A 22,201-nucleotide genomic window follows, 5' to 3' on the forward strand; every position below is an offset into this window, starting at 1 on the left:
AGTTAGCTACTCATATCGCCAGACCGGCCCGATTCTGGCCCTGGGTCATCCCGGCGCCGCCCCCGACGGCCGGCAGGCCCCGCCCGTCCCGCCGAGCAGCCGGTCCACCGCCGCGTCGAGCTGCGGGTCGCGGCCCTCCGCCCAGGCGGCGGGGTCGGAGGGGACCGCGAGGTCGGGCAGCACGTCGGTGTTTTCCAGCCGCGTGCCGTCGATGCGATGGAGCGGAACCTGCGGCAGCCCGTAGGTGAGGCGCGGCACGATCGGGGAGGGTACCCACCAGACGAAGGTGCCGGTGCCGGCCACCGGCTCGCCGACGAGCGGGCCGATGCCGAGGTCGCGATAGCCCTGCGGGAAGATCGAGGCGTCGGAGTAGCTCGCGCCGTTCATCAGCACGGCGGAGGGGCGGCTCCAGCGGTCGCGCGGGTCGCTCTGGACCGGGCCCGTCCGGGGCGCGAAGGTGAGATAGGGCCGGCCCGAGAGCATCGTCAGCAACTGATTGTGCAGGTTGCCGCCGCCGTTGAAGCGCACGTCGACCACCAGCCCCTCGGCGCGGCCGAAGCGCCCGAAGACCTCCGCGAAGGTGCTGCGGTAGGAAGCGGCGTTCATCGCCCGGACGTGGACGTAGCCGAGGCGGCCGCAGGAGCGCGCCGCCACCGCGTCCCGGCGCCGGCGCCGCCAGCGCTCGAAGGCGAGGTCGCGCTCCCGCTCCAGGCTCACCGGCACCCGGCGCTCGCGAAACGCGGTCCCGTCCGGCTTGGCGAATGCCACCTCGATCCGCCGGTCCCTGGCTCCGCGCAGGAGGCGGCGCAGCCCGCCGTCGTCGGGCACGGCCTCGCCGTCGATCGCCGTGATCACGTCGCCGGGGGCGAGCCGGGTGTCGCCGGCGTCGAACGGGCCGGCGGGCAGGATCGCGGCGACGCGCATGCCGGGGCCGGCAAAGGTCTCGTCGTAGTAGAGGCCGAGGGAGGCGGTCTGCTCGCCCGTCGGCACGCTCGGGGCGACGAAGGCCCGGGTATGCGAGGCATCGAGTTCGCCCGCCATCTCGGACAGGAGCTCGGCGAGGTCGCGGGCGTCGGCCAGCGCCGGCAGGAAGCGGGCGTAGCGGGTCCGCACCGCATCCCAGTCGACCCCGTGCATGCCGGGATCGAGGAACTTCGCCCGCGTCAGGCGCCAATACTGATCGAAGCCCGCCGCGAGGCGCGCCGCCGGGTCGTGGCTCGCATCGGCCTCGACCCGGACGTGGTGCGGGGTGCCCTTGGCGAGGTCGATCTCGGTGAAGCCGGTCCCGGAGAGGACCACGAGAATCTTCTGGTCGCGGCTCAGCCGCACCGGCGTGAAAGCCTTGTAGGCCAGGTCCGAGAAGACCGTGCGCCGGGTACCCCGGCGCAGGTCGCGGATGGTGCCGGTCAGGGCGTAACCCTCGCCCTTCGGCCGCTCGGTGCACTCGACGACGAGCAGGCTCGTCCCGTCGCGCAGCATCGCGGCGAGAACCACGTCGACATGGCCCTGCGACAGCCGGTGCTGCCGGTCCTCGAGGCCGTTCGGGTCGAAGGGCTGGGGTGGGGCGGCCGGCCGCGCGGCGGCCCGCTGCGGCGGCCCCCAGGGCTCGGCGCTTCTGGTCTCGGTGGTGTCGGGCTCCGTTCCCCGGGGCGGGTCGACCGTGCGGGGCGCCTCGGGCTCGACCGGCACGCGCAGGCGCGCCTCGTAGGCGTCCCGGGCCCGGCGCGAGGCGAAGACCGCGTCGATGTCGGCCGGCTCGGTGGCGCCGGAGGCGGAGTGGAGGTCCTCCGGCTCGCTGCGCCAGACCAGCATGCCGCCGTCCGGGCTCCAGCGCGCCTCGCCCTGGCCCTCGCCCGCCGGCGCCACCCGCTCGGCCGGTCGCGAGCCGTCCGCCGGCACCACCGCGACGTTGTCGGTGAAGCCCCGGTCGAGCTGGACCGGCAGCGCCAGCCAGTGCCCGTCCGGCGACCAGGACAGCCACCACGACGCGTCGCGATAGGGGTAGAACCGGCCCGGCGGCACCACCTCGCGGTCGGCACCGGTCGCGGGATCGAGGACGTGGACCGCGCCGCGGTCGTGGATGTAGGCGAGCCGCCGTCCGTCCGGCGACCAGGTCGGCAGGAAGGCGTCGCCCGGCGGGGTCGGCAGCGCCCGCTCGATCAGGCGGGTCGCCTGAGCAAAGCCCCGCTCGTCGGGATCGGCCGGCACCGCCTCGTAGAGGCCCCACCGCCCGTCGCGCTCGGCCGCGTAGGCGAGGCGCCGGCCGTCGGGCGAGAAGGCGGGGTTGCGCTCCTCGCCCGCCGTGCGGGTGATCCGCTTGACCGACTTGCCGTCGCGGGCGGCGACGTAGATCTCGCCCTGCGCCACCAGGGCGACCTCGTGACCCGACGGCGACAGGGCCAGGTCGGCGAAGTCGGAGGTGCGGGCCGCCACCTCGTCGGCGAATGTCGCCTCCGGCGCCGTGATCGGCACGGGCTCGGGGCTCTCGCCCCCCGCCCGCAGGCGATAGACCCGCCCGTCGCGGGCGAAGGCGAGGTCGCCGGTGCGGGAGGCGGAGAGGAAGCGCACCGGCGCGCCGTCGAAGCGCGTGACTTGGCGCGGCACCCGGTCGGCCAGGGACAGGCGCCAGACGTTGAGCGAGCCGGACGTCTCGCTCAGATAGGCGATCTCGCCGCCCGGCAGCCAGACCGCGCCGCGGCTCTCGCGCGTACCGACGGTCAGCCGCTCGTGGCGGCCGGTGGCCGCATCGTAGAGCCAGACCTGGCGCACCGCCTGCGAGACCTGGTGCTGGCGGAAGCGCTGCTCGATATTGGGGCTGGTGTAGAGGAGGCGCCGCCCCTCCGGATCCCAGGTTGCGTCGAGGGCAGCGTTGGGCAGGACGAGCGTCTCGCGCCCGCCCGCGAGCGGCACGGCGTAGACCTGGTTCGCGAGTTCGGAGCGGAGCGGGGGCGCGAAGGTGCGGGTGGCATCGCCGAGGCGCGCGGAGGCGAACAGCACCGAGCGCCCGTCGGGCGTCACGCTCATCGGCCGCTCGTCGAGGGAGTACCAGGTCAGGCGCCGGGCCTCGCCGCCGGCCGCCGGAACACCGTAGAGGTTGAGGGCGCCGGACCGATCGGAGGCGAAGGCGAGGCTCCGCCCATCGGGCGCCCACACCGGCGTCTCCGCGTGGGCGCCGGCCTCGGTCAGGGCCCGGGCCTCGCCGCCCGCCGCCGGAACGGTCCAGATCCGACCGCGATACCGGAACGCGATGCGGCTTGCGTCCGAAGACAGGGCAGGCTCGCGCAGCCAGAGCGGCGGTGGCTCCTCCCGGGGCTTCTCCCCCGGTCCTTGCCCGCGGACTTGCCCGCGGACCTGCGCCGCCGTGCACAGGAGGAGGAGCGCGGTGACGAGGAGCCTGCGCATGGCGGACCGTCGGGCGAGAGGCGTCGTGGTGCCCCAGCGTAATCCCGGGGCCCGCCCCGTGTCGAGCTTACGCGACCTGCTGCGGCGCCAGGGCCCCGGTGCGGCCGTGCGCGCCGGCGAACAGCTCGTTGAGCTCGCCGCCGACGGTGCGGGCGATGCGGGTCGAGGCGGTGCCTTCGGTCCGATCCGCCACGATGGCGCGCAGCGCGTCGGCGGTGCGCTTCTCGACGGCGTAGAACAGGGTCTCGGCCGCCTTGGCGTTGGCGCTGAGCAGCACCGCGGCGAGGTCGTGGTACGCCTCCTTCAGGAGGTAATGGGCCAGGCGCTCGGCGGCCTGCTCCTCCGTCAGTGCTTCGTCGCCCATGGCCCGCCTTCCCTTCACCGGAGCGCGCAGCGTGCCGGAGCTGGATTGCGCGAAGCTTGCGCCCGATGGAACCCCTGTCCGGCCCATGGCTGCAAATCGAAACGATGCGTTTCGATCGTTTCTGTTTTCAGGCCGATCCGGTGGAGCCAGGATGCTGGCTCACGGGACGGCCTGCCGGAGGGCGACATAAACTCTCGCGGGCCCCCTCTGGAAGGAGCAGATGCGATGAGCTGGCACGGTGCCGACGACCCCGTCCCGGGCGATGCCTTCAGCTGCGACGCGATCCGGACCCTGATCGTGCCGCGCTCGCGCGACCTCGGCTCGTTCGCGGTGCGGCGGGCGCTGCCCTCGACCGAGTGCCGGATGGTCGGCCCGTTCGTGTTCTTCGACCAGATGGGCCCGTCCGAGTTCCTGCTCGGCCAGGGCATGGACGTGCGGCCCCACCCGCATATCGGGCTGTCGACCGTCACCTACCTGTTCGACGGCGAGATCATGCACCGCGACAGCCTCGGCACCGAGCTGCCGATCCGCCCGGGCGAGCTGAACTGGATGACGGCGGGACGCGGCATCACCCATTCGGAGCGCACCGGCACCGCCCTGCGCCGGACGGGTTCGCGGCTGTTCGGCCTCCAGAGCTGGGTCGCCCTGTCGGCACGGGACGAGGAGACCGCCCCGGCCTTCGAGCATTACGACGCCGCCGCCCTGCCGGTCGTCTCCGCCGAGGGCAAGACCGTGCGGCTGATCGCCGGCGAGGCCTACGGCGCGCGTTCGCCGGTCCGGACCTCGAGCCCGATGGTCTATGCCGACGTGGCGCTCGAGGCCGGGGCCGTCCTGCCGCTCGATGCCGACTACGACGAGCGGGCGATCTACACGGTGTCGGGGGCGATCGAGATCGCCGGCGACGGCTTCGGCCCGGGCCAGCTCCTGGTCTTCCGCCCCGGCGACCGGATCAGCGTGCGGGCGACGGAAAAGTCCCGCTTCATGGTGCTGGGCGGCGAGCCGATGGACGGTCCCCGCCACCTGTGGTGGAACTTCGTTTCCTCGCGGCCCGAGCGGATCGCCCAGGCCAAGGAGGATTGGCGCCAGGGCCGGTTCGACACGGTGCCGGACGACGCCGAGTTCATCCCGCTGCCCGAGGACCCGCCGCCGGTCCGCTATCCGTGAGCCAGGCGGGACGCCCGCGGACGGCTCACTCGCACACGACCTGCACGGTGAAGTCCCGTGCCTTCTCGGCCAGCGCCGCGCCGTCGAGCGCGTCGGCGGTGCGCACGGTGATCGGCGCCTCGACGCCGTTCGCCTCGAGGAAGCTCAGGGCGATCGCCGACTTGATGGCGAAGTTCACGTTCTGCGGCACGTCGCCGGAGGCGAAGGCGACCTGCTTCGACTGCACCACCCCGACGACGTTGCCGTACTGGTCGAGGATCGGGCCGCCGCTGTTGCCCTGGTGGACCGGCGCCGAGATCTGGATCTTGCGGGTGTCGTCGCCCGAGCCCGCCACCGCCGTCACGTTGCCGATGGTGAAGTTGCCCGTCGAGGCCAGGATGCTGCTCTGGGGAAAGCCGTAGACGTAGACGCTCTCGCCCAGGCGCGCGCGCACCGAGAGCGGCGGCACGGTCTTGGGCGGCACGTCGGTGGCGAGGACCGCGAGGTCGTTGGCCGCGTCACCGGCCACGAGCCGCGCCTTGAGGATGCCGGAGCCGGGCTGGCGGACCTGGATGTCGGTGCAGCCGGCGACGACGTGGTGGTTTGTCAAAAGGTGGCCGCGCTCCGAGACGTAGAAGCCGGTGCCGGTGCTGACCATGCCGGCCTTGCGCGGCGCGTCGGGACCCGGCTTCGGGTCGGGCCCTGCCTTGGCGGTGGCGGTCACCGCCTCCTTCTGGCAGCTCAGCACGGCGTCGAAGGCCTCGGTCGAGCCGACGAGGGAGAGCGTCGCGATCTGCCGGCCCTGGAACCGCACCGCGATGCTGCCGGACCGCGACAGGTCGGCGACGAAACGCTCCTTGAGGCCCGCCTGGAACAGGCCCCGGGCCTCGTCGCGCTCGAAGCCCGTGAAGGTACCGTGCCAGCGCTCGCGGCCGGCGAGCATGTGAAGCTCGTACTGGCCGCCGACCTCGAGCGAGCGCCATTTCGGGTTGGTGAGGGCGAGGTAGGAGGTCCCCCGCGTCCCGCCGATGCCGAACCACAGGGTGGTGCCGTCGCCGTAGCTCGCGGCGGCCAGGCACCCGCCGAGGCTCTCGCTGTAGCCGATCGACCACCCCGCCACCTTGCCGAAGCTCTTGTCGACCGTCAGCCGCGGCGGGGCCGGGGAGGCCGCCGCCGGGAAGGCGGTCACGGCCGCGGCGAGGAAGGCGAGGGCGATCGGACGAAGCATGGGGCGGGGATCCGGCGTGAGAGGGGGCGCGTCAGCGGGCTTGGTTGACGACGGTCACGCCGCTGCGGGGCGAGGCGAAGGGATCGCCCGAGGCGTTCACCGCCTGCACCCGGGCCGGGCCGGCGGCCGGGTAGGCGGGGCGGGGACGGACGTAGCGCACGACGCGCGTCCGCCGACGCGGCGCGTAGACGACCACCGGACGCTGGCGGGCCGCCTGCGCGGCGATCGAGCCGGCGATCATGCCGCCGATGACACCGCCGGCGAGGCCGCCGAGCACGGAGCCGGCGCTCTGCGCCCGCGACGGTGCTGCCCCGGCCAGCGCGAAGGCGCCCGCGAGGCAGGCCACGACCAGACAATGCTTCATCATGAACAGAACCTTCCCGGACGAGACTTGCGGACGACTTTGGAACGCGGCAAGCTTAAGCGTGGAAGGCGACGCCTGGAAAGAGGCCGGACCGGATATTTTACCCCACAGGTTGCCGTCGAGGCGAGAGAGTCAACGAAAGGCTGCGAGATCCCGGTAAATCCGGTTGGCGCCGGCACGCGCAGCGCCAGATCTCCCCCCGACGTTTCGATATCACACGTATGTTGTGCTGTGATTCGTAAAATAATAATTCACTCTATGTCTATATTTCAATTGCTAATCAGAAAATGCAATGTTTTGAAATCAATTAGAAACTGTAAAAATATCAAATAATCATCATCTCTACATCGATCATGAGATGAAACGCTCGATATGTGGCTGAGCCCGGTATTCTTCCACAGTCGGCTCCACCCTCTGCCCGCCGGCTCATCGGCCCGGTTCGGCGTAGCGTCGTACGAGGTCGTGCAAGGCCGGTGCGGGCGGACCGTAGCTGACGAGCGCCACGTCGAGATCGCCGTCGCCTGCGAGCCGGAGCGCCCGCAGCAGGGCGGCGTCGATCCAGTCGTCGGCGTTGCCGAAGGCGCCGCCGCCGAGGCGCGTCAGCAGCACGCGGCCGGACGCGCCGCGGGCCGCGTTCAGCAGCCCGGCGAGCAGCGTCCCCTCGTAGGCGGCTTCCAGCACCAGGCGGGCGAACGGCGCCCAGTCCGCCTGCGGCAGGCCCGCATAGGCGACCGGCAGCGCCGAGCAGAAGACCTGGCTGACGAGCGGATGGGGCGACGGTCCGTCGGTGACCGCGACATCCGTGTGAAGGCCGAGCCGCAGACGGCCGCGCAGGTCGTCCCGGGCGTCCTCGCCCGCCCCGTCCAGATACGCGGCGATGGCTGCGAGCCCTGCCCGCGTCGGCAGCGCGTAGCCGTTGCGCATGGCCCACAACGCGGTTCGCACGGTCCCGAGGCTTCGCGCGAGGGCGTCGCCGAGATCGGCGAGGCCGTCGAGCTGCCGCCCGGCGGTCTGGCCGAGGCCGCCTTCCACGGGCACGAGGTAGTTGCGGTAGATCGTGGCCGCTCCCGCCGCCATGGCACAGGCCGGGCCCTGGGTGCGGTCGCCGGCGTAGCGGGCGACACCGTCCTCCGGAGTGACGCCGGGGCCGACCATCTCCAGCATGTTGAACTGCGAGGCGACCTGGAACAGCGCGCCCCGGTTCCCGGGCAGGCGGTGCAGGGCCCGCACGTCGCCCTCGACGAGGCTCAGCCGCGTCCGACCCGCCCGCTTCACGCCGGAAGCCGCCGCGCGCAGCTCCGCCACCGAGGGCAGCGTCAGCGTACCGACCGCGAAGCGATCGCCGCTCCCCTCCCGCACGAGGCAGCCGTTCTCCACGCGCAGCCGTCGCTGCGTCGGCGCATGCTCCGTCTCGCGAAAGCCGGTCAGCCGCTCGAACCAGTCCATTGCGCCGCTCCGGTTTCCACCCGTCGCTCGCTGTAGCACGGGCTCGCGCCGGCCCCGCGGCGCCCGGTCACCTCACGGCGATCGCCAGCAGCGACCCGGCGATCACCCACAGGGCAAGCGTCGACCACACCATCCGCTTGGTCTCGACGCGGATGCGGCGCTCGACGCGCGTCACCTCGCGCAGGCCCTCCTCGTCGAGGCGCACCAGCACGCGCTTGGCGCGTTGCGCGAGGTCCGGCACGTCGGCCACCACGTCGGCGAGGGTCAGCACCGCCCGGCGGGCCTGGTCGGCGCGGCCGATCGGGCCGAGGTTGCGAGTGAGCCAGGCGCGCACCACCGGCTCGGCGGTGGTCCACATGTCGAGGCGCGGATCGAGCGAGCGGGCGACGCCCTCGACCACCACCATGGTCTTCTGGAGCATCACCAGTTCGGTGCGGGTGCTCATGTCGAAGAGCGCCGTGACGTCGAAGAGCAGCGTCAGGACCTTCGCCATCGAGATCTCGTCGGCCCGGCGCTGGTGGATCGGCTCGCCGATCGCCCGGATCGCCTGCGCGAAATCGTCGACGGAGTGGTGCGAGGGGACGTAGCCGGCCTCGAAATGCACCTCCGCCACCCGGCGGTAGTCGCGCAGGATGAAACCGAGCAGGATTTCGGCGAGGAAGCGGCGCTCCTTCAGCCCGAGCCGGCCCATGATGCCGAAATCGACCGCGACGAGCCGCCCGGCCGGATCGACGAACAGGTTTCCGGGATGCATGTCGGCGTGGAAGAAGCCGTCCCGGATCGCATGGCGCAGGAAGGACTGGATCACGGTCCGGCCGAGGGCCGCCACGTCGTGGCCGGCCTCGACGATCGCCGCCCGGTCGTTGAGGCGGATGCCGTCGATCCACTCGCTCGCCAGCACGTCGCGCCCGGTCAGCTCCCAGACCGGCTGCGGCACCCGGAACTCGGGGTCGTCCTTGATGTTCTCGGCGAGTTCCGAGAGGGCCGCGGCCTCGAGCCTGAGGTCCATCTCCATCGCGACGGAGCGGGCGAGCGTCTCCACCACCTCGCGCGGGCGCAGGCGCTCGGCCTCGGGGCGCAGGGCCTCGACGATCCGGGCCATGAACCGCATCGCCTGGATGTCGCGGGCGAAGCGCTCGCGCACGCCCGGCCGCATGATCTTGACGGCGATCACCCGCTCGGTGCCGTCGGGCTCGCGCAGGTGCGCCCGGTGGACCTGGGCGATCGAGGCGGCGGCGATCGGCGCGCTGAACGCGGTGAACAGCTCCGAGACCGGCTTGCCGAGGGTCGATTCGAGGATGCCGACCGCGACCTCCTGCGGGAAGGGCGGTACCCGGTCCTGCAGGCGCTCCAGGTCGCGGGCCGCCGCCATGCCGACGATGTCGGGGCGCGTCGCCAGGAACTGGCCGAACTTGACGTAGGAGGGCCCGAGGCGGGTCAGCGCCGCGGGCAGGCGGCCGGCGCCGAGGCCCGGGCGCTCGAGCTTGCGGCCGAGCCGCAGGACGACGCGCAGGTGCGGCGGCAGGGCGGCTTCGTCGACGAAGGAGAGGCCGCCCTCGCGGGCCATCACCCAGCCGACATGGACGCCCCGCGCGAGGTGGGCGACGAGGCTCAGCACGACGGGTGCCTCACGCGAGCTTCCAGCCGGAATGAATGGCGCAGATGCCGCCCGAGAGCGGCCGGTGGGTGACGTGGCCGAAGCCCGCCTGCTCGATCATGCGCGAGAAGCTGCCGGGGGTCGGGAAGCGACGGATCGACTCGACGAGGTACTGGTAGGATTCCTTGTCGCCGGCCACCATCGCGCCGATGCGCGGGATGACCTTGAACGAGTAGGCCTCGTAGATCTTATCGAGGCCCGGCACGTCGACGTGGGAGAATTCGAGGCACAGGAAACGCCCGCCGACCTTGAGCACCCGATGGGCCTCGGCCAGGGCGTTCTCGATCCGCGGCACGTTCCGGATGCCGAAGGCGATGGTGTAGGCGTCGAAGGTGTCGGAGGGCAGGGGCAGCGACTCGGCGTTGCCGGCCACGAAGTCGATGCGCGAGCCGTAACGGTGGCCGGCCCGCTCGCGGCCGACGCCGAGCATCGCCTCGTTGATGTCGAGCACCGTCACCTTGGTGTCGGGCCCGCCGGCTTGAAGCGTGCGGAACGCGATGTCGCCGGTGCCGCCGGCCACATCGAGCAGCCGGAACGGCCGGGTGCGCGAGGGGCGCACGCTCGACACGAAGGCGCTCTTCCAGGCCCGATGCAGGCCGCCCGACATCAGGTCGTTCATCAGGTCGTAGCGCTTGGCCACCGAGCGGAAGACCTCGTTGACGCGGTCCTGCTTCTCCGCGAGCCTGACGCGCTCGAAGCCGAAATCGGTGCTGGTCTCGTCGCCGGCCATGCCTTCAGGTCCCCTGTCGTGGCGGCCTGCATAGCGAAGCCGGGGGGAAAGCACCATCTGGGCAAGCATGTTCGCCGGGTGCGCTTCGTCGCGCTCAAGGTCGCACCATTGCCCTTCGCCACGGACGAGAGATGCCCGAACTGCCCGAAGTCGAGACCGTGCGCCGCGGTTTGGCGCCCGCGATGGTCGGCGCCCGCTTCACCGACGTGGTGCTGAACCGGCCCAACCTGCGCTTTCCCTTCCCGCCGCGTTTCGCCGCCCGGGTGAAGGGGCAGGAGGTCACGGCCATGTCGCGGCGCGCCAAGTACCTCGTCGCCGAGCTCTCGTCCGGCGAGGCGCTGATCATGCATCTCGGCATGAGCGGACGCTTCGACGTGCACCTGCCCGACGGGCGCTCCGTCTCGCCCGGCGATTTCTATCTGGAAGGCGCGCAAGGCCAGTCGAAGCACGACCACGTCGATTTCCGCCTCTCGAACGGGGCGCGGGTCGTCTACAACGACGCCCGCCGCTTCGGCTTCATGGACCTGGTGCCGTCCGCGGAGCTGTCCACCTGCCGCCACTTCGCCGGCATGGGCATCGAGCCGCTCGGCAACGAGCTCTCGGGCGAGACGATCGCGCGGCTCTTTTGGGGCAAGCGCACGCCGCTCAAGGCCGCGCTCCTCGACCAGCGGCTGATCGCGGGCTTAGGCAACATCTACGTCTGCGAGGCCTTGCACCGGGCCAAGCTCCACCCGGAGGCGCCCGCCGGGTCGCTCGCGGATGCCGCCGGCCGTCCGACCGCCAAGGCCAAGCGCCTCGCGGTCGTGATCCGCGACGTGCTGACCGAGGCGGTGGCGGCGGGCGGCTCCACCTTGCGCGACTACGTCCACACCGACGGCAGCCAGGGCGCCTTCCAGCACGCCTTCCGGGTCTACGACCGGGAGGGGCTGGCCTGCCCGGCGAAGGGATGCCGCGGGGTGGTGCGGCGGCTGGTGCAGTCGGGACGCTCGACGTTCTTCTGCGAGACGTGCCAGCCGGGGTAAAGGCCGGGAATCCCTGCCAAATGTCCGATCTCCTCGATCATGGTCTCCTTCCCGTCGCCGGCGGTGCCCGGATCTACTGGGAGACCTCGGGCGCGCCGGACGGCATTCCGGCGCTCTTCCTGCACGGTGGGCCGGGGAGCGGGCTCGGAAGCGGCGGGTACCGCCGTCACTTCGACCAAGAGCGCTATCGCCTCGTCGGCATCGACCAGCGGGGCTGCGGCCGTAGCCGGCCGCTCGTGACTGCGGACCTCGGCGGACTCTCGGGCAATACCACGACGGCGCTGATCGCCGATATCGAGGCGGTGAGGGCGCATCTCGATATCGAACGCTGGCTGGTCTCGGGCATCTCGTGGGGCACCACCCTGGCGCTCGCCTATGCGCAACGTCATCCGGACCGGGTGAGCTCGCTCGTGCTGGCCGCCGTCACCACCACCAGCCGGGACGAGGTCGCGTGGATCACCGAGGGCGTCGGGCGCATCTTTCCCGAAGCCTGGCAGGCCTTCGCGGAGGCCTCCGGCCGGCGCGGAAGCGAACGGATCGTCGAGGCCTATGCCCGGCGCCTCGCGGGCGACGACGCGGTGGACCGCCGACGCGCCGCCCGCGATTGGCTGGCTTGGGAAGCGGCCCACGTCTCCCTCGATGCACCACCAACCGGACGACCCGACGACCCTGACCGGGACGCGGTATTCGCGACGCTGGTGACCCATTATTGGGCGAATGACGGCTTTCTGCGCGACTCCGACGCGATCTCGGCGCGAATGGACCGCCTGCGGGCGATCCCGGGCGTCTTGATCCACGGACGCCGCGACGTCAGCGGGCCGGCCGTCACCGCGTGGCAGCTTCACCGGCTCTGGCCGGGAAGCCGGCTCTGCATCGTCGAGGGCGAAGGTCATGGCGGGCCCGGGATAAATGCTTGGATACGGGGGTCGACGGATGCGTTGACGGGGGCGGGGTGAGGAGGACCCCGCGATCGGAGATGCCGGGGACGAGGCGGCGGCGAGGGGCGGCCTTGCCGGTAGCGGTGCAGGCGGCCCACGTCTTCTGGCGGACCTCCACGTGCCACCGAGCCGCACGACGATATCGCCGCTTGTCTCCAGCATAAGCTGACCGGTCGCCGACGCGTCGGACGCCGCGAGGCTACCCGCACGGCAGCTCACGCAACCGAGGTGGAGCCCGAAAAGGCGAAGCGGTAGGGATCAGCCGCGTTGCGGCGCCTGCCAAGCGTGCGAGAGGATCCTGCAAGGCTCTTAGGCGGGCGAATCGCATAAGGTAGGTTATGGAACTGCCATACAGCCGGGTAATAGCTGGCGCGTCGCCTCGGCAGCGGGACGCCTGCCTCATTCCCGGCCCAGGGCGACGAAGGCATCGGGGATCTCGGCTGCAGCTGTCTGCAGCGGCGCGACATTGCGCTGGGACGGCTCGAGGGGCAGCGCGTCGCCCTGCGGCGGAGTTCCCGCTCGGTCGCCGGCTTGCTGCAGGACGGGGCCGATCCTGCGCTTCAGGCCGCAATGGTCGAGGATTTCGGTGCCCTCGTCGAGCAGGCAGTCCCAACGATCCCCCGTGACCTGATCAACGGGGGGCCGCCGACGCTTCAGGCCCGTGCGTGCTGGCCCTCACGACCCTGCAGGCGCCGTCCATCTCGCGCCGCCGCGGCACGCGCGAGATGCTGCGGTCAACGGACCGGCGATCGGGGCAGGCAGCGACCTCGCCTGCATATGCGACCTGCGCATCTGCGCCGACACGGTGCGCTTCGCCGAGAGCTTCGTGAAGATCGGCATCATCCCGGGCGACGGCGGTGCCTGGCTGCTTGCCGCGGATCGAGGGCTGGTCGAAGGCCTGCGAGATGGCGCTGACCGGCGACGCCGTCTCGGCGCAGGAGGCGCTCGCCTGCGGGCTCGTCTCGCAGGTCGTGCCCGGGCCCGAGCTGATGGCGCGAGCCGGCGGCTGGCGGAGCGGATCGCGTCGACCCGCCCCAGGCGGTCCGGGCGACGAAGCGCCTGCTGCGCGAGGGGCGCCAGGCCAGCCTGGCGACCCTCCTCCAGCTCTCGGCCACGGCGCAGGCCATCGCCCATACCAGCGAGGAGCACCGCGAGGCCCTGGCCCGGGCCCTGGCGCGGCCCTGAGCATCCCGGCGCCGACGTGGTCGTCGGTTCGGCAGGAAAGCCGGCGCGCAAGCGGCGGGGGCCTTCGCCGCGTGGGCGCGGCGGGGGCTTCGATCGTCGAGCTGGCTTCTGGACGCCGCCGCTCGCGGCGCGCGTTTAGGCCGTCCGCATCGCCGTGATCTGCCCGCCGTCCTCCCCGGTCACCCGGGAGGCCCGGGCCACGCGCTTCTTCGTCTCCGCCGTCACTCCCCTGCGGCCGGCTCCCGCAGATCGTCCATCGCGACAGGCCGAAAGCACGGCACCGGCGTGCCGTCGCGCGAGCGTACGAAGACGAGCTGCACCGGTCGTCCGACCGCCAGGGCGCCTGGCTCGCAATCGACGAGGCTCGTCAGCATCGTCGGCCCCTCCGCCAGGGTGACGTAGGCGATGGTGCGGGGCGGGTCCTCGCGGGCGAGCAGCGTGTAGCCGTAGATAGTGCCTTGCCCCGAGGCCTCCTCCCAGGCGGTCTCGCCGAGGCAGAACGGGCAGAGCGCGCGCGGGTACCAGTGCGCCTTGCCGCAGGCGGTGCAGCGGCGCAGCAGAAACCGGCCCTCGCGCGCCGCCGCCACGAAGGGCGCGGATTCGGGGCTCGGCGGCGCGTCGGGCCAGTCGCCGTCTCGCAAGGGGATGCGGGTCGAGGAAGTCCCGGTCATCGTCTCACTCCCGTCCCAGCACCAGGGTCGCGGCACCGTGGCGGCTGCCGAGCAGGCCGCCGATCCCGGTCGCGACGGCCAGCTCGCAGTTCCCCACCTGCACCGCCGGATGGGCTTCGCCCCGCAGCTGGCGCACCGCCTCGATCACCTTGGTGATCCCGCCCCGGTTGGCCGGGTGGTTGTTGCACAGGCCGCCGCCGTCGGTGTTGAACGGCAGCCGGCCCGTGCCGGAGATCAGGTTGCCGTCGGCGACGAAGCGACCGCCCTGCCCCTTCGCGCAGAAGCCCAGATCCTCGATCTGCATCAGGACCGTGATGGTGAAGCTGTCGTAGATCGAGGCGTACTTGATGTCCGCGGGGCTCACGCCGGCTTCCGCGAAGGCCGCCGGCCCCGACAGGCGGGCCGCCGACCAGGTCAGGTCGACCTCGCCGCCGCGCTGGCCCTTGTACGCCTCCCCGGCCCCCATCACCCGCACCAGCGGGCGCTTCAGGCTGCGGGCGATCTCGGGCCGCGCCACCACCAGCGCCCCGCCGCCGTCGCTGACGACGCAGCAATCGAGCCGGTGCAGCGGATCGGCGACCATCGGCGAGGCCAGCACGTCCTCGACGCTCACCACGTCGCGCAGCATCGCGTGCGGATTGTGCTGCGCGTGATGCGAGGCCGCGACCTTGATCCAGGCGAGCTGCTCGGGCGTCGTCCCGAATTCGTGCCCGTGCCGCTGGGCGCACATCGCGTAGAGGTTGACCGTGGTCGGGCCGAACGGCGTTTCCCACGGGCTGTCCGGCGCGTCGGCGATGACGGGGCGCGCCGCGGTGCCGGAATGGCCGGCGCTGCGGGGCCGGCCGGCGAGCGTGATCAGCGCGACGCTGCACTTCCCCGTCGCGATGGCCTGCGCCGCATGCGCGACGTGGGCGATGTAGGAGGCACCGCCGATGTCCGTGCTGTCGAGGTGGCGCAGCGTGAGGTTCAGGTAGTCGGCCATCGCCAGCGGCCCGAGGCCCGGCGCGTCCCCGGCGCAGAAATAGCCGTCGACGTCGTCCTTCGAGAGGCCGGCATCGGCGAGCGCGCCGGCGGCGGCTTCGGCGTGGAGCTGGGCCACGGACTTGTCCGGGGCCTTGCGGGTCGGGTGCTCGTAGGCCCCGACGATGTGGGCGCGTCCGTTGATCGTCATGGTCACACCGGGTCCCAGGAGAACACGTCGGGGCTGCGATCGAGGGGGGCGAAGTGGCCCGACAGCGCCGGCATCCCGTGCTCGGCGAGGGTCTCGGGCGTCCAGCCCTCGGAGCGATGCACCCCGCGCACCGGGCGGGGATGGTTGAAGACGAACACCTCGTTGTGGCGCGCGGCGAAGATCTGGCCGGTGACGTGGGCGGCCGCGTCCGAGGCGAGGAAGACCGCGAGCGGCGCGTTCTTCTCCGGCCCCATCGCCTGGAGCTTGGCGACGCGGGCCTTCTGCGCGTCGGTCTCGGCCGGGATCGAGCTCGTCATCCGGCTCCAGGCGAAGGGCGCGATGCAGTTCGAGCGCACGCCGAACCGCCCCATGTCGAGGGCGATCGACTTCGACAGGGCGGCGATGCCGAGCTTGGCGGCCGAATAGTTCGCCTGGCCGAGATTGCCGATCAGGCCCGAGGTCGAGGTCATGTGGACGTAGGCGCCGGCACTCTGGCGCCGGAAGACGTCGGCGGCGGCGCGGGAGACGAAGAAGCTGCCGTTGAGGTGGACGTTGATGACCGAGAGCCACTCCTCCGGGGTCATCTTGTGGAAGATCTGGTCGCGCAGGATGCCGGCATTGTTGACCACGACGTCGAGGCGTCCGAAGGCGTCGAGCGCGGTCGCGACCATGCGCTGCGCGGCCTCCCAATCGGCCACGCTGTCCGTGCTGACCACCGCCCTGCCCCCGCGCTGCTCGATGATGGCGCGGGTCTGCTCGCCGGGCGTCGCCGAGGTCTCGCCGAGGCCGCTCAAAGACGCGCCGACGTCGTTGACCACCACCCGGGCACCGGCGAGCGCCATGGCGAGCGCGATCTCCCGCCCGATGCCGCCCCCCGCCCCGGTGACGAGCGCGACTTTTCCCTCCAGCATGCCCATGCGGTCTCTCCCTTGCCTATCGTCCGGTCCAGCGCGGCGGGCGCGTCTCGATGACGGCGCGGGGCCCTTCGCGACAATCCTCGGAGGTCTGCCCCCGGGCGCGGGCGGACGCGCTCGCGGGGCGCGAGGCGGCCTCTCCGGCATCGGGGGCGAGGCGCGCGACCGCCGGGCTCTCGCGCATGGCGAGTGCCGGATCGACGGCGTTGCGCGCCGGCGGGCGGTTGAGGGTCACGACCGCGACGTGATCGCCGATGCGGTCGAGAAGGAAGGGATCCGGCATCAGGCGGCCTCCCATTCGAGGAGTCCGTCGCGCCCTCGGCGCAGGGGGCCGCCGAGGCCGACGGGCGAGCGGTCGAGATCGATCAGCGCCGCCAGGGTGGCGCGGTCGGCGGCCGGCACCCGGGCGAGCAGGCGCGTTTGGCCCTGACGCAGCACCACGACGCCCCGCTCGGGGGCGCCCTCGCGGTCGAACAGCACCGTATGGGTCTCGATCACGGCGCGGCCCGCGGCCTCTTCCACCACCGGCGGCACCGGCCCGCGGCGGCGATCCGCCTCGTCCTGGACGGATACCAGCGCGTCGTCGGGCCCGTCGAACCGGCCGCCCAGCACCAGGGCGTGGTGCTTGGTGACGAACTCGCCCTGGCCGTAGAGCAGTCCGGCGCGGCCGGGCGCGTCGCGCAGGCGGCGGACCATCGCGCAGGCGGCATGCGCCATGTAGCCGTTGAGCGGCGCGCCGAAGAAGGTCAGCCCGCCCGCCACCGTCGACACTGCGTCCGCGGGCAGGCCGAGACGGCGGCGCGCCATCTTGGGCACGCACGGAAAGCAGCTGTAGAGCTCGATCGCCGTGAGATCAGAGGCCGCGAGCCCGGCCCGGCGGAGCGTCGCCTCCAGCACCGCGTCCTGCGCCGGGGCGTGGTCGAAGCGGTCGCGCGACAGCCAGTCCCGCGGCTCGCTCGCGGCCGCGCCGGGGCCGATCGGGACCAGACGGTGCTCCGGGATACCGGCGGCGCGGGCGAGGCCGAGACTCGTCACGATCAGGGCCGCGGCCTGGTTCACCACGGGGTTGGCGACCATCAGCTTGGTGTAGGGCCAGGCGATCGGCCGGTTGGCGGGCGTGGGCGTGGCGATCTCGTCGGGGGCGAAGGACCGGCGCAGCCAGCCGTGGGGGTTCTCGGCGGCGACCCGGGACATGCCGGCCCACAGAGCCGCCGATTCGTCGCGGCCCCGGCGCGGGGTCTGACCCCAGGCGGCCTGGAGCGCGATCTCGTACAGGGGGTAGACGACGACCGGTTGCGACAGGCCGTGGCGCAGGGCCTGGGGATGGAGGTAGTCGCGCGCCCGCGGGTTGGTCCAGGCGGGGTCCGGCACGGTCCAGGGTGGGGTAGCATCCCGGGCGGGATCGAGGCCGGCGCGCCGCGCCGCGCCCGCGCTGTGCTCGGCTTCGCCGCTGCACAGGGCCGCCACCGCGACCTCGCCACGTGCGATCCGCCGCGCCGCCTCGTGCAGGAAGCGCACAGGCGTCTCGCCGCCGACCGGGCCGTAGGCGAGGTGCGCCGGGCGGTGGTCGAGGAGCGCGGCGACGCGGGCCGGCAGGTCGGCATAGGGCCAGGACACCGCGTTGACGACGTCGAGGGAGGCGATCCGCGGAAGCCAGCCGCCGCCGGCATCGCCGTCTGCCCGGCGCAGGGCCTCGGCCATCAGGGCGGCGGGCTCGGGGCCGATCGGGCCGCGATCCGCCGCGTCGGCCCGGTCCGTGATCTCGCCGATGCCGACGATGACCGGGATGCGGGCCGGGTCGGTCATGGCGTGCCCGCCGGCCGAGAGCCGCACCGGCCCAAACCCTCCCGTGCCGCGATCGGGGCTCCCCGGGAGAACCGCCGGGCCGGAGGCAAGCCATGCCGTGCCGGAGAGGGTCCGGCCGGCGTCCGGTCGTCGACACGCGACCGACCGGCCGGGGCATGCAGCCCTGCGACATCTCCTTCGCCCGGCGGCTGGCAGGGCTCGATCGGCACGGAGTCGCCCGGAGCACCGTCCGCCCCGGCGCCGACGCCTGCGGCACGCGCGTCTCGTCCTGCGATCACCCGCTCACCCCGATCTTCGCCCGGTTCACGCCGGACGCCGGCCTGCGCGACCCGATCCCGCGCACCGAGTCGCGGCGGTGTCGGACGACGCGCCGGCCAGCCCTCCCTGCGCGGGAGGGGCGGGATGGCACGAGACCCCGCGCATCGACGCCGCGTGGGCCGCGGGCGCCCGCCCCGCCCTCACGCCGCCCCGGGCAGCCGGTAGTCCCGGAACTGGTCGCGGAGCGCCGTCTTCTGGATCTTGCCGGTGGCGGTGTGGGGGATGGCGTGCACCACCACCACGTCGTCGGGCATCCACCACTTGGCGATGCGCGGCGCCATGAAGGCTAGGATGTCGGCCTTGTCGGGGGTCCGGCCCTCCTTGGGCACCACGATGAGGAGCGGACGCTCGTCCCATTTCGGGTGCTGGACGCCGATTACCGCGGCCTCGGCCACGTCGGGATGTCCGACCGCCAGGTTCTCCAGGTCGATCGAGGAGATCCACTCGCCGCCGGACTTGATCACGTCCTTCGAGCGGTCGGTGATCGCCATGTAGCCGTGCTCGTCGATGGTGGCGACGTCGCCGGTGTCGAAGAAGCCGCGATCGTCGAGGATCGGCTCGTCGGAGCGGAAATAGGCCTTCGCCACCGCGAAGCCCGCCACCTTGAGGCGCCCGAAGGTGGTGCCGTCCCAGGGCAGGTCGCGATTGTCGTCGTCGGTGAGCCGGAACTCGACGCCGAAGGGGGCGTAGCCCTGCTTCATCTTGAGGTCGAGGCGGGCCTCGCCCTGAAGGTGAGCCACCTCGGGCTTGAGCGAGCAGTACGAGCCGATCGGGCTCATCTCGGTCATGCCCCAGGCATGGTCGACGGTGACGCCGAAATCGCGCTCGAAACGCTCGGTCATCGCCCGCGGGCAGGCCGAGCCGCCGATCACGACGCGCTTGAGGTGGGTGAGGCGGCTGCCCGTCGCGTCGAGGTGCTGGAGCAGGCCGAGCCAGACAGTCGGCACCGCCGCCGTCACGGTGACGCCGGTGCTCTCCAGGATGTCGAGCACCGAGGCGCCGTCGAGCTTCGGGCCCGGCATGACGAGGCCGGCCCCCGACATCGGCGCCGCGAAGGTGAAGCCCCAGGCGTTGGCGTGGAACAGCGGCACCACCGGCATCGCCATGTCGTTGGGCGAGAGCGCGATGTAGGCCGGGTTGTTGACGGTGAGGGCGAGCAGCACGTTCGAGCGGTGCGAGTAGAGCACGCCCTTCGGCAGGCCGGTGGTGCCCGACGTGTAGCAGAGGCCGGCGGCCGTGTTCTCGTCGAAGGTCGCCCAGGCGAAGTCGTCGTCGGCCTCGGCGAGCCAGTCCTCGTAGGCGACCGCATTGCGCAAGGATGTCGGCGGCATGTGGGCGCCGTCGGTGAGCACGACGTAGCGCTCGATCGTCGGCAGCTTGTCGGCCAGACGCTCGACGAGGGGCAGGAAGGTCAGGTCGAGGAGGAGGATCCGGTCCTCGGCGTGGTTGACGATGTAGGCGATCTGCTCCTCGAACAGCCGCGGGTTGACCGTGTGGTAGATCGCACCGACGCCGGTGATGCCGTACCAGGCCTCGAGGTGGCGCCAGGTGTTCCAGGCCAGCGTCGCGACCCGGTCGCCGAGCCCGATGCCGTCGGCCGTGAGGCGCTTCGAGAGACGCAAGGCCCGCTGCCGGATCGTGGCGTAGTCGGTCCGGTGCATCGGCCCCTCGACCGAGCGCGAGATCACCGGGCGGGCGCTGTGCTGGAGCGCGGCATAGTCGATGACGCGGTGGATCAGCAGGGGCCAGTCCTGCATCAGGCCGAGCATGGCGTGTCTTCCTTCCCGTGATGGAGCGCGGTCGCGGCCGCGCCCTCGATCGCCGGGGCCTCGCGGGCCGCGGTCGTGGATGAGGAGCTTACGGCAGCGGTGCGGAAGCGGCTAGAGCGGCGCCCGCGCGCATCCGGGGGATCGGCGGCCGCGGTGGATGGCGCCGAGATGGTTCCGATGTAAACTATCCCGATGACCGCGTTCTCCCCCGCCCGCGCCCCTGCCGCCGTCCCGGCCGACGACCCCGCCGGGGCCGACCCGCTGCGGGTCTGGTTCCGCTTCATTCGCCTGCACCGGCGCGTCTCGGCCGCGGTGGCGGCGGAACTGAAGGCGGTCGGCCTCTCGATCCCGCAATTCGACGCGCTCTCGACCCTGTCGGAGCGCGAGGGCCTGACCCAGCAGGAGCTGGCCGAGCGACTCTACGTCACCAAGGGCAACGTCTCGGGGCTGATCGACCGGCTGGTCGAGGCCGGCCTCGTCGAACGCCGGCCGATCCCCGGCGACCGGCGCTCCCACGCCCTGCACCTCACCGAGGCCGGCCTGGCGCTCGCGCGCTCCGGCATCGCGGCCCAGCGCGCCTACGTGACCCGCACCCTCGGCGGCCTGCCCCCCGGCGACGTGGCGGAGCTGGAACGGGTGGTGCTCGCCTGGCGCGACGCCGCCCGGGCCGACGGGGGCTGATACGCGTTACGCTCGAGCGCTTCGCGACGCGGAACGCGGCGTCGCTGCCTGACCTCCCGCAAGGGCATTGCCACCGTACCGCGATTTGTATGAATCTATGGCGACCGGCGCGGGAAAGGCGCCGGATCGGCCGCCCGCGAGAGGCGGCAGCCATGGAGGGAACGCGGATGCGTGGATCGATCACGGCGCTGGCATGCGCCTGCGCCCTGCCGGCCGGCCTCGCGACGGCCCAGGCCGGTGACGCCAAGCGGTCGCCGTTCGGGACGCTGCCCGACGGACGCGCGGTCGAGGAGGTGACGCTCGCCAATGGCGGCCTCACCGCCCGGATCCTGACCTGGGGCGCCCTCCTGCGCACCCTCGAGGTGCCGGACCGGACCGGCCGGGCCGCCGACGTGGTCCTCGGCTACACGGACCTGGCGGGCTACCTCAAGGCGCCGAACTATTTCGGGGTCAGCGTCGGGCGCTACGCCAACCGCATCCGGGCCGGCCGCTTCACCCTCGACGGCCGGGACTACACGCTCGCCCGCAACGACGGCCCGAACGCGCTGCATGGCGGCCGCGAGGGCTTCGACAAGCGGCTCTGGACGATCACCGCGGTCAGGGAGGGCGCCACCCCGTCGGTCACGCTGCACTACGTCAGCGCCGACGGCGAGGAGGGCTATCCCGGTGCCCTGACGGCGAACGTCACCTACGCGCTCGACGCCGGCTGCACCCTGACGGTCGAGTACACGGCCACCACGACCAAGCCGACCATCGTCAACCTGACCAACCACAGCTTCTTCAACCTCGCAGGCGAGGGCTCGGGGCGGACGATCCTCGACCACATCCTGACGATCCCGGCCGAGCGCTACACCCCGGTCGACGAGACCCTGATCCCGACCGGCGAGATCGCTCCGGTCGCCGGCACGCCGTTCGACTTCCGCAAGGCCACGCCGATCGGCGCGCGCATCCGCGACGGGCGCGACCCGCAGATCGTGCGCGGGCGCGGCTACGACCACAACTTCGTGGTGACGCCGGCCCCGACCCCGGACGCCCACCTCGTCGCCCACGTCGAGGACCCGGCCTCGGGCCGGGTGATGGAGGTCGCGAGCAACCAGCCCGGGGTGCAGTTCTACGCCGGCAACTTCCTCGATGCGACGGCGGTGGGCAAGTCGGGCCTGTCCTACAGGCAGTCGGACGCGCTGGCGCTGGAGCCGCAGGTGTTTCCCGACACGCCCAACCAGCCCGCCTTCGGCACCGCCCGGCTGGATCCGGGGGCGACATACCGGAACGTCATCACCTACCGGTTCTCGGCCGGGGCGGCGAAGTAGCGGGGCCCTCGACGGCGGCCTCGTCCCGGGGCCGCCGGCGGGCCGGTGCGGCTCGGGTCGCGCCCCCATCGCCAGCGCCGTG

General features: G+C 72.5%; 19 protein-coding genes and 1 pseudogene. 7 read left to right on the top strand and 13 right to left on the bottom strand.

The annotated features are described in order from the left end of the window. Window positions 1–45: 45 nt before the first annotated feature. Both HPY23_RS06240 and HPY23_RS06245 read right to left on the bottom strand, forming a co-directional pair. A complete protein-coding gene (locus tag HPY23_RS06240) occupies window positions 46–3,402 on the bottom strand; it encodes a S41 family peptidase (RefSeq protein WP_091884415.1) in 3,357 nt (1,118 codons plus the stop codon). A 67-nt stretch (window positions 3,403–3,469) separates the two neighbouring features. Continuing rightward, window positions 3,470–3,766: a hypothetical protein gene (locus tag HPY23_RS06245; RefSeq protein WP_060848768.1), complete on the bottom strand. Its 297-nt coding sequence runs from the start codon at window positions 3,764–3,766 to the stop codon at window positions 3,470–3,472. A gap of 225 nt (window positions 3,767–3,991) precedes the next feature. Here HPY23_RS06245 and HPY23_RS06250 point away from each other — a divergent pair, with 225 nt between their 5' ends. After that, window positions 3,992–4,930: a pirin family protein gene (locus HPY23_RS06250; protein ID WP_091884412.1), complete on the top strand. Its 939-nt coding sequence runs from the start codon at window positions 3,992–3,994 to the stop codon at window positions 4,928–4,930. Between the two features lie 25 nt (window positions 4,931–4,955). Here the strand turns inward: HPY23_RS06250 and HPY23_RS06255 are convergent, their stop codons facing one another. The 5 genes from HPY23_RS06255 to ubiE form a co-directional block, all read right to left on the bottom strand. Next, complete coding sequence (locus tag HPY23_RS06255; RefSeq protein WP_091884409.1) at window positions 4,956–6,137, bottom strand: S1C family serine protease; 1,182 nt, start codon at window positions 6,135–6,137, stop codon at window positions 4,956–4,958. A 31-nt stretch (window positions 6,138–6,168) separates the two neighbouring features. Then, window positions 6,169–6,504, bottom strand: a complete 336-nt coding sequence (locus HPY23_RS06260; RefSeq protein ID WP_091884406.1) for a hypothetical protein — start codon at window positions 6,502–6,504, stop codon at window positions 6,169–6,171. Window positions 6,505–6,927: 423 nt separating this feature from the next. Next, window positions 6,928–7,947, bottom strand: coding sequence for a hypothetical protein (locus tag HPY23_RS06265; protein ID WP_091884403.1), 1,020 nt, complete (start codon window positions 7,945–7,947; stop codon window positions 6,928–6,930). Between the two features lie 67 nt (window positions 7,948–8,014). Further along, window positions 8,015–9,565: a 2-polyprenylphenol 6-hydroxylase gene (gene ubiB, locus HPY23_RS06270; protein WP_091884400.1), complete on the bottom strand. Its 1,551-nt coding sequence runs from the start codon at window positions 9,563–9,565 to the stop codon at window positions 8,015–8,017. 10 nt (window positions 9,566–9,575) lie between these two features. After that, window positions 9,576–10,334 (bottom strand): bifunctional demethylmenaquinone methyltransferase/2-methoxy-6-polyprenyl-1,4-benzoquinol methylase UbiE, encoded by a 759-nt coding sequence (gene ubiE / locus HPY23_RS06275; RefSeq protein ID WP_091884397.1) that lies wholly within the window; start codon window positions 10,332–10,334, stop codon window positions 9,576–9,578. Window positions 10,335–10,465: 131 nt separating this feature from the next. Here ubiE and mutM point away from each other — a divergent pair, with 131 nt between their 5' ends. The 4 genes and pseudogenes from mutM to HPY23_RS34005 all read left to right on the top strand — a co-directional run bounded on the left by mutM (window position 10,466) and on the right by HPY23_RS34005 (window position 13,637). Next, the gene (gene mutM, locus HPY23_RS06280; RefSeq protein WP_091884394.1) at window positions 10,466–11,356 is read left to right on the top strand and encodes a bifunctional DNA-formamidopyrimidine glycosylase/DNA-(apurinic or apyrimidinic site) lyase; all 891 of its coding nucleotides are present in this window, start codon (window positions 10,466–10,468) and stop codon (window positions 11,354–11,356) included. A 20-nt stretch (window positions 11,357–11,376) separates the two neighbouring features. After that, entirely contained in the window at window positions 11,377–12,312 is a 936-nt protein-coding gene (gene pip / locus HPY23_RS06285; RefSeq protein ID WP_091884391.1) for a prolyl aminopeptidase, read from the top strand. Between the two features lie 643 nt (window positions 12,313–12,955). After that, window positions 12,956–13,096 (top strand): annotated as a pseudogene (locus HPY23_RS34000) (hypothetical protein); the annotation flags it as partial. A gap of 103 nt (window positions 13,097–13,199) precedes the next feature. Beyond that, window positions 13,200–13,637: a hypothetical protein gene (locus HPY23_RS34005; RefSeq protein WP_353890302.1), complete on the top strand. Its 438-nt coding sequence runs from the start codon at window positions 13,200–13,202 to the stop codon at window positions 13,635–13,637. 63 nt (window positions 13,638–13,700) lie between these two features. Here the strand turns inward: HPY23_RS34005 and HPY23_RS06295 are convergent, their stop codons facing one another. The 6 genes from HPY23_RS06295 to HPY23_RS06320 all read right to left on the bottom strand — a co-directional run bounded on the left by HPY23_RS06295 (window position 13,701) and on the right by HPY23_RS06320 (window position 20,128). After that, window positions 13,701–14,150: a Zn-ribbon domain-containing OB-fold protein gene (locus tag HPY23_RS06295; protein WP_091884387.1), complete on the bottom strand. Its 450-nt coding sequence runs from the start codon at window positions 14,148–14,150 to the stop codon at window positions 13,701–13,703. Window positions 14,151–14,154: 4 nt separating this feature from the next. Continuing rightward, window positions 14,155–15,321: a thiolase domain-containing protein gene (locus tag HPY23_RS06300; RefSeq protein WP_091884385.1), complete on the bottom strand. Its 1,167-nt coding sequence runs from the start codon at window positions 15,319–15,321 to the stop codon at window positions 14,155–14,157. A 2-nt stretch (window positions 15,322–15,323) separates the two neighbouring features. After that, window positions 15,324–16,238, bottom strand: a complete 915-nt coding sequence (locus HPY23_RS06305; protein WP_091884382.1) for an SDR family NAD(P)-dependent oxidoreductase — start codon at window positions 16,236–16,238, stop codon at window positions 15,324–15,326. Between the two features lie 16 nt (window positions 16,239–16,254). Beyond that, entirely contained in the window at window positions 16,255–16,518 is a 264-nt protein-coding gene (locus HPY23_RS06310; protein ID WP_139234915.1) for a hypothetical protein, read from the bottom strand. Continuing rightward, window positions 16,518–18,068 carry an acetyl-CoA acetyltransferase gene (locus HPY23_RS06315; RefSeq protein ID WP_329618835.1) on the bottom strand — a complete coding sequence of 517 codons (1,551 nt, stop codon included), beginning with the start codon at window positions 18,066–18,068 and terminating at the stop codon, window positions 16,518–16,520. Before HPY23_RS06315 ends, HPY23_RS06310 begins: the two co-directional genes overlap by 1 nt. Before the next feature lie 431 nt (window positions 18,069–18,499). Continuing rightward, complete coding sequence (locus tag HPY23_RS06320; RefSeq protein WP_091884377.1) at window positions 18,500–20,128, bottom strand: long-chain-fatty-acid--CoA ligase; 1,629 nt, start codon at window positions 20,126–20,128, stop codon at window positions 18,500–18,502. A 192-nt stretch (window positions 20,129–20,320) separates the two neighbouring features. Between HPY23_RS06320 and HPY23_RS06325 the strand changes: the two genes are divergently transcribed. Further along, window positions 20,321–20,809 (top strand): MarR family winged helix-turn-helix transcriptional regulator, encoded by a 489-nt coding sequence (locus tag HPY23_RS06325; RefSeq protein ID WP_060850184.1) that lies wholly within the window; start codon window positions 20,321–20,323, stop codon window positions 20,807–20,809. Between the two features lie 167 nt (window positions 20,810–20,976). Beyond that, window positions 20,977–22,119, top strand: coding sequence for an aldose epimerase family protein (locus HPY23_RS06330; RefSeq protein ID WP_091884666.1), 1,143 nt, complete (start codon window positions 20,977–20,979; stop codon window positions 22,117–22,119). Window positions 22,120–22,201: the final 82 nt, after the last annotated feature.

Origin of the sequence: Methylobacterium ajmalii, assembly GCF_016613415.1 — a bacterium.
Taxonomy (GTDB): domain Bacteria; phylum Pseudomonadota; class Alphaproteobacteria; order Rhizobiales; family Beijerinckiaceae; genus Methylobacterium; species Methylobacterium ajmalii.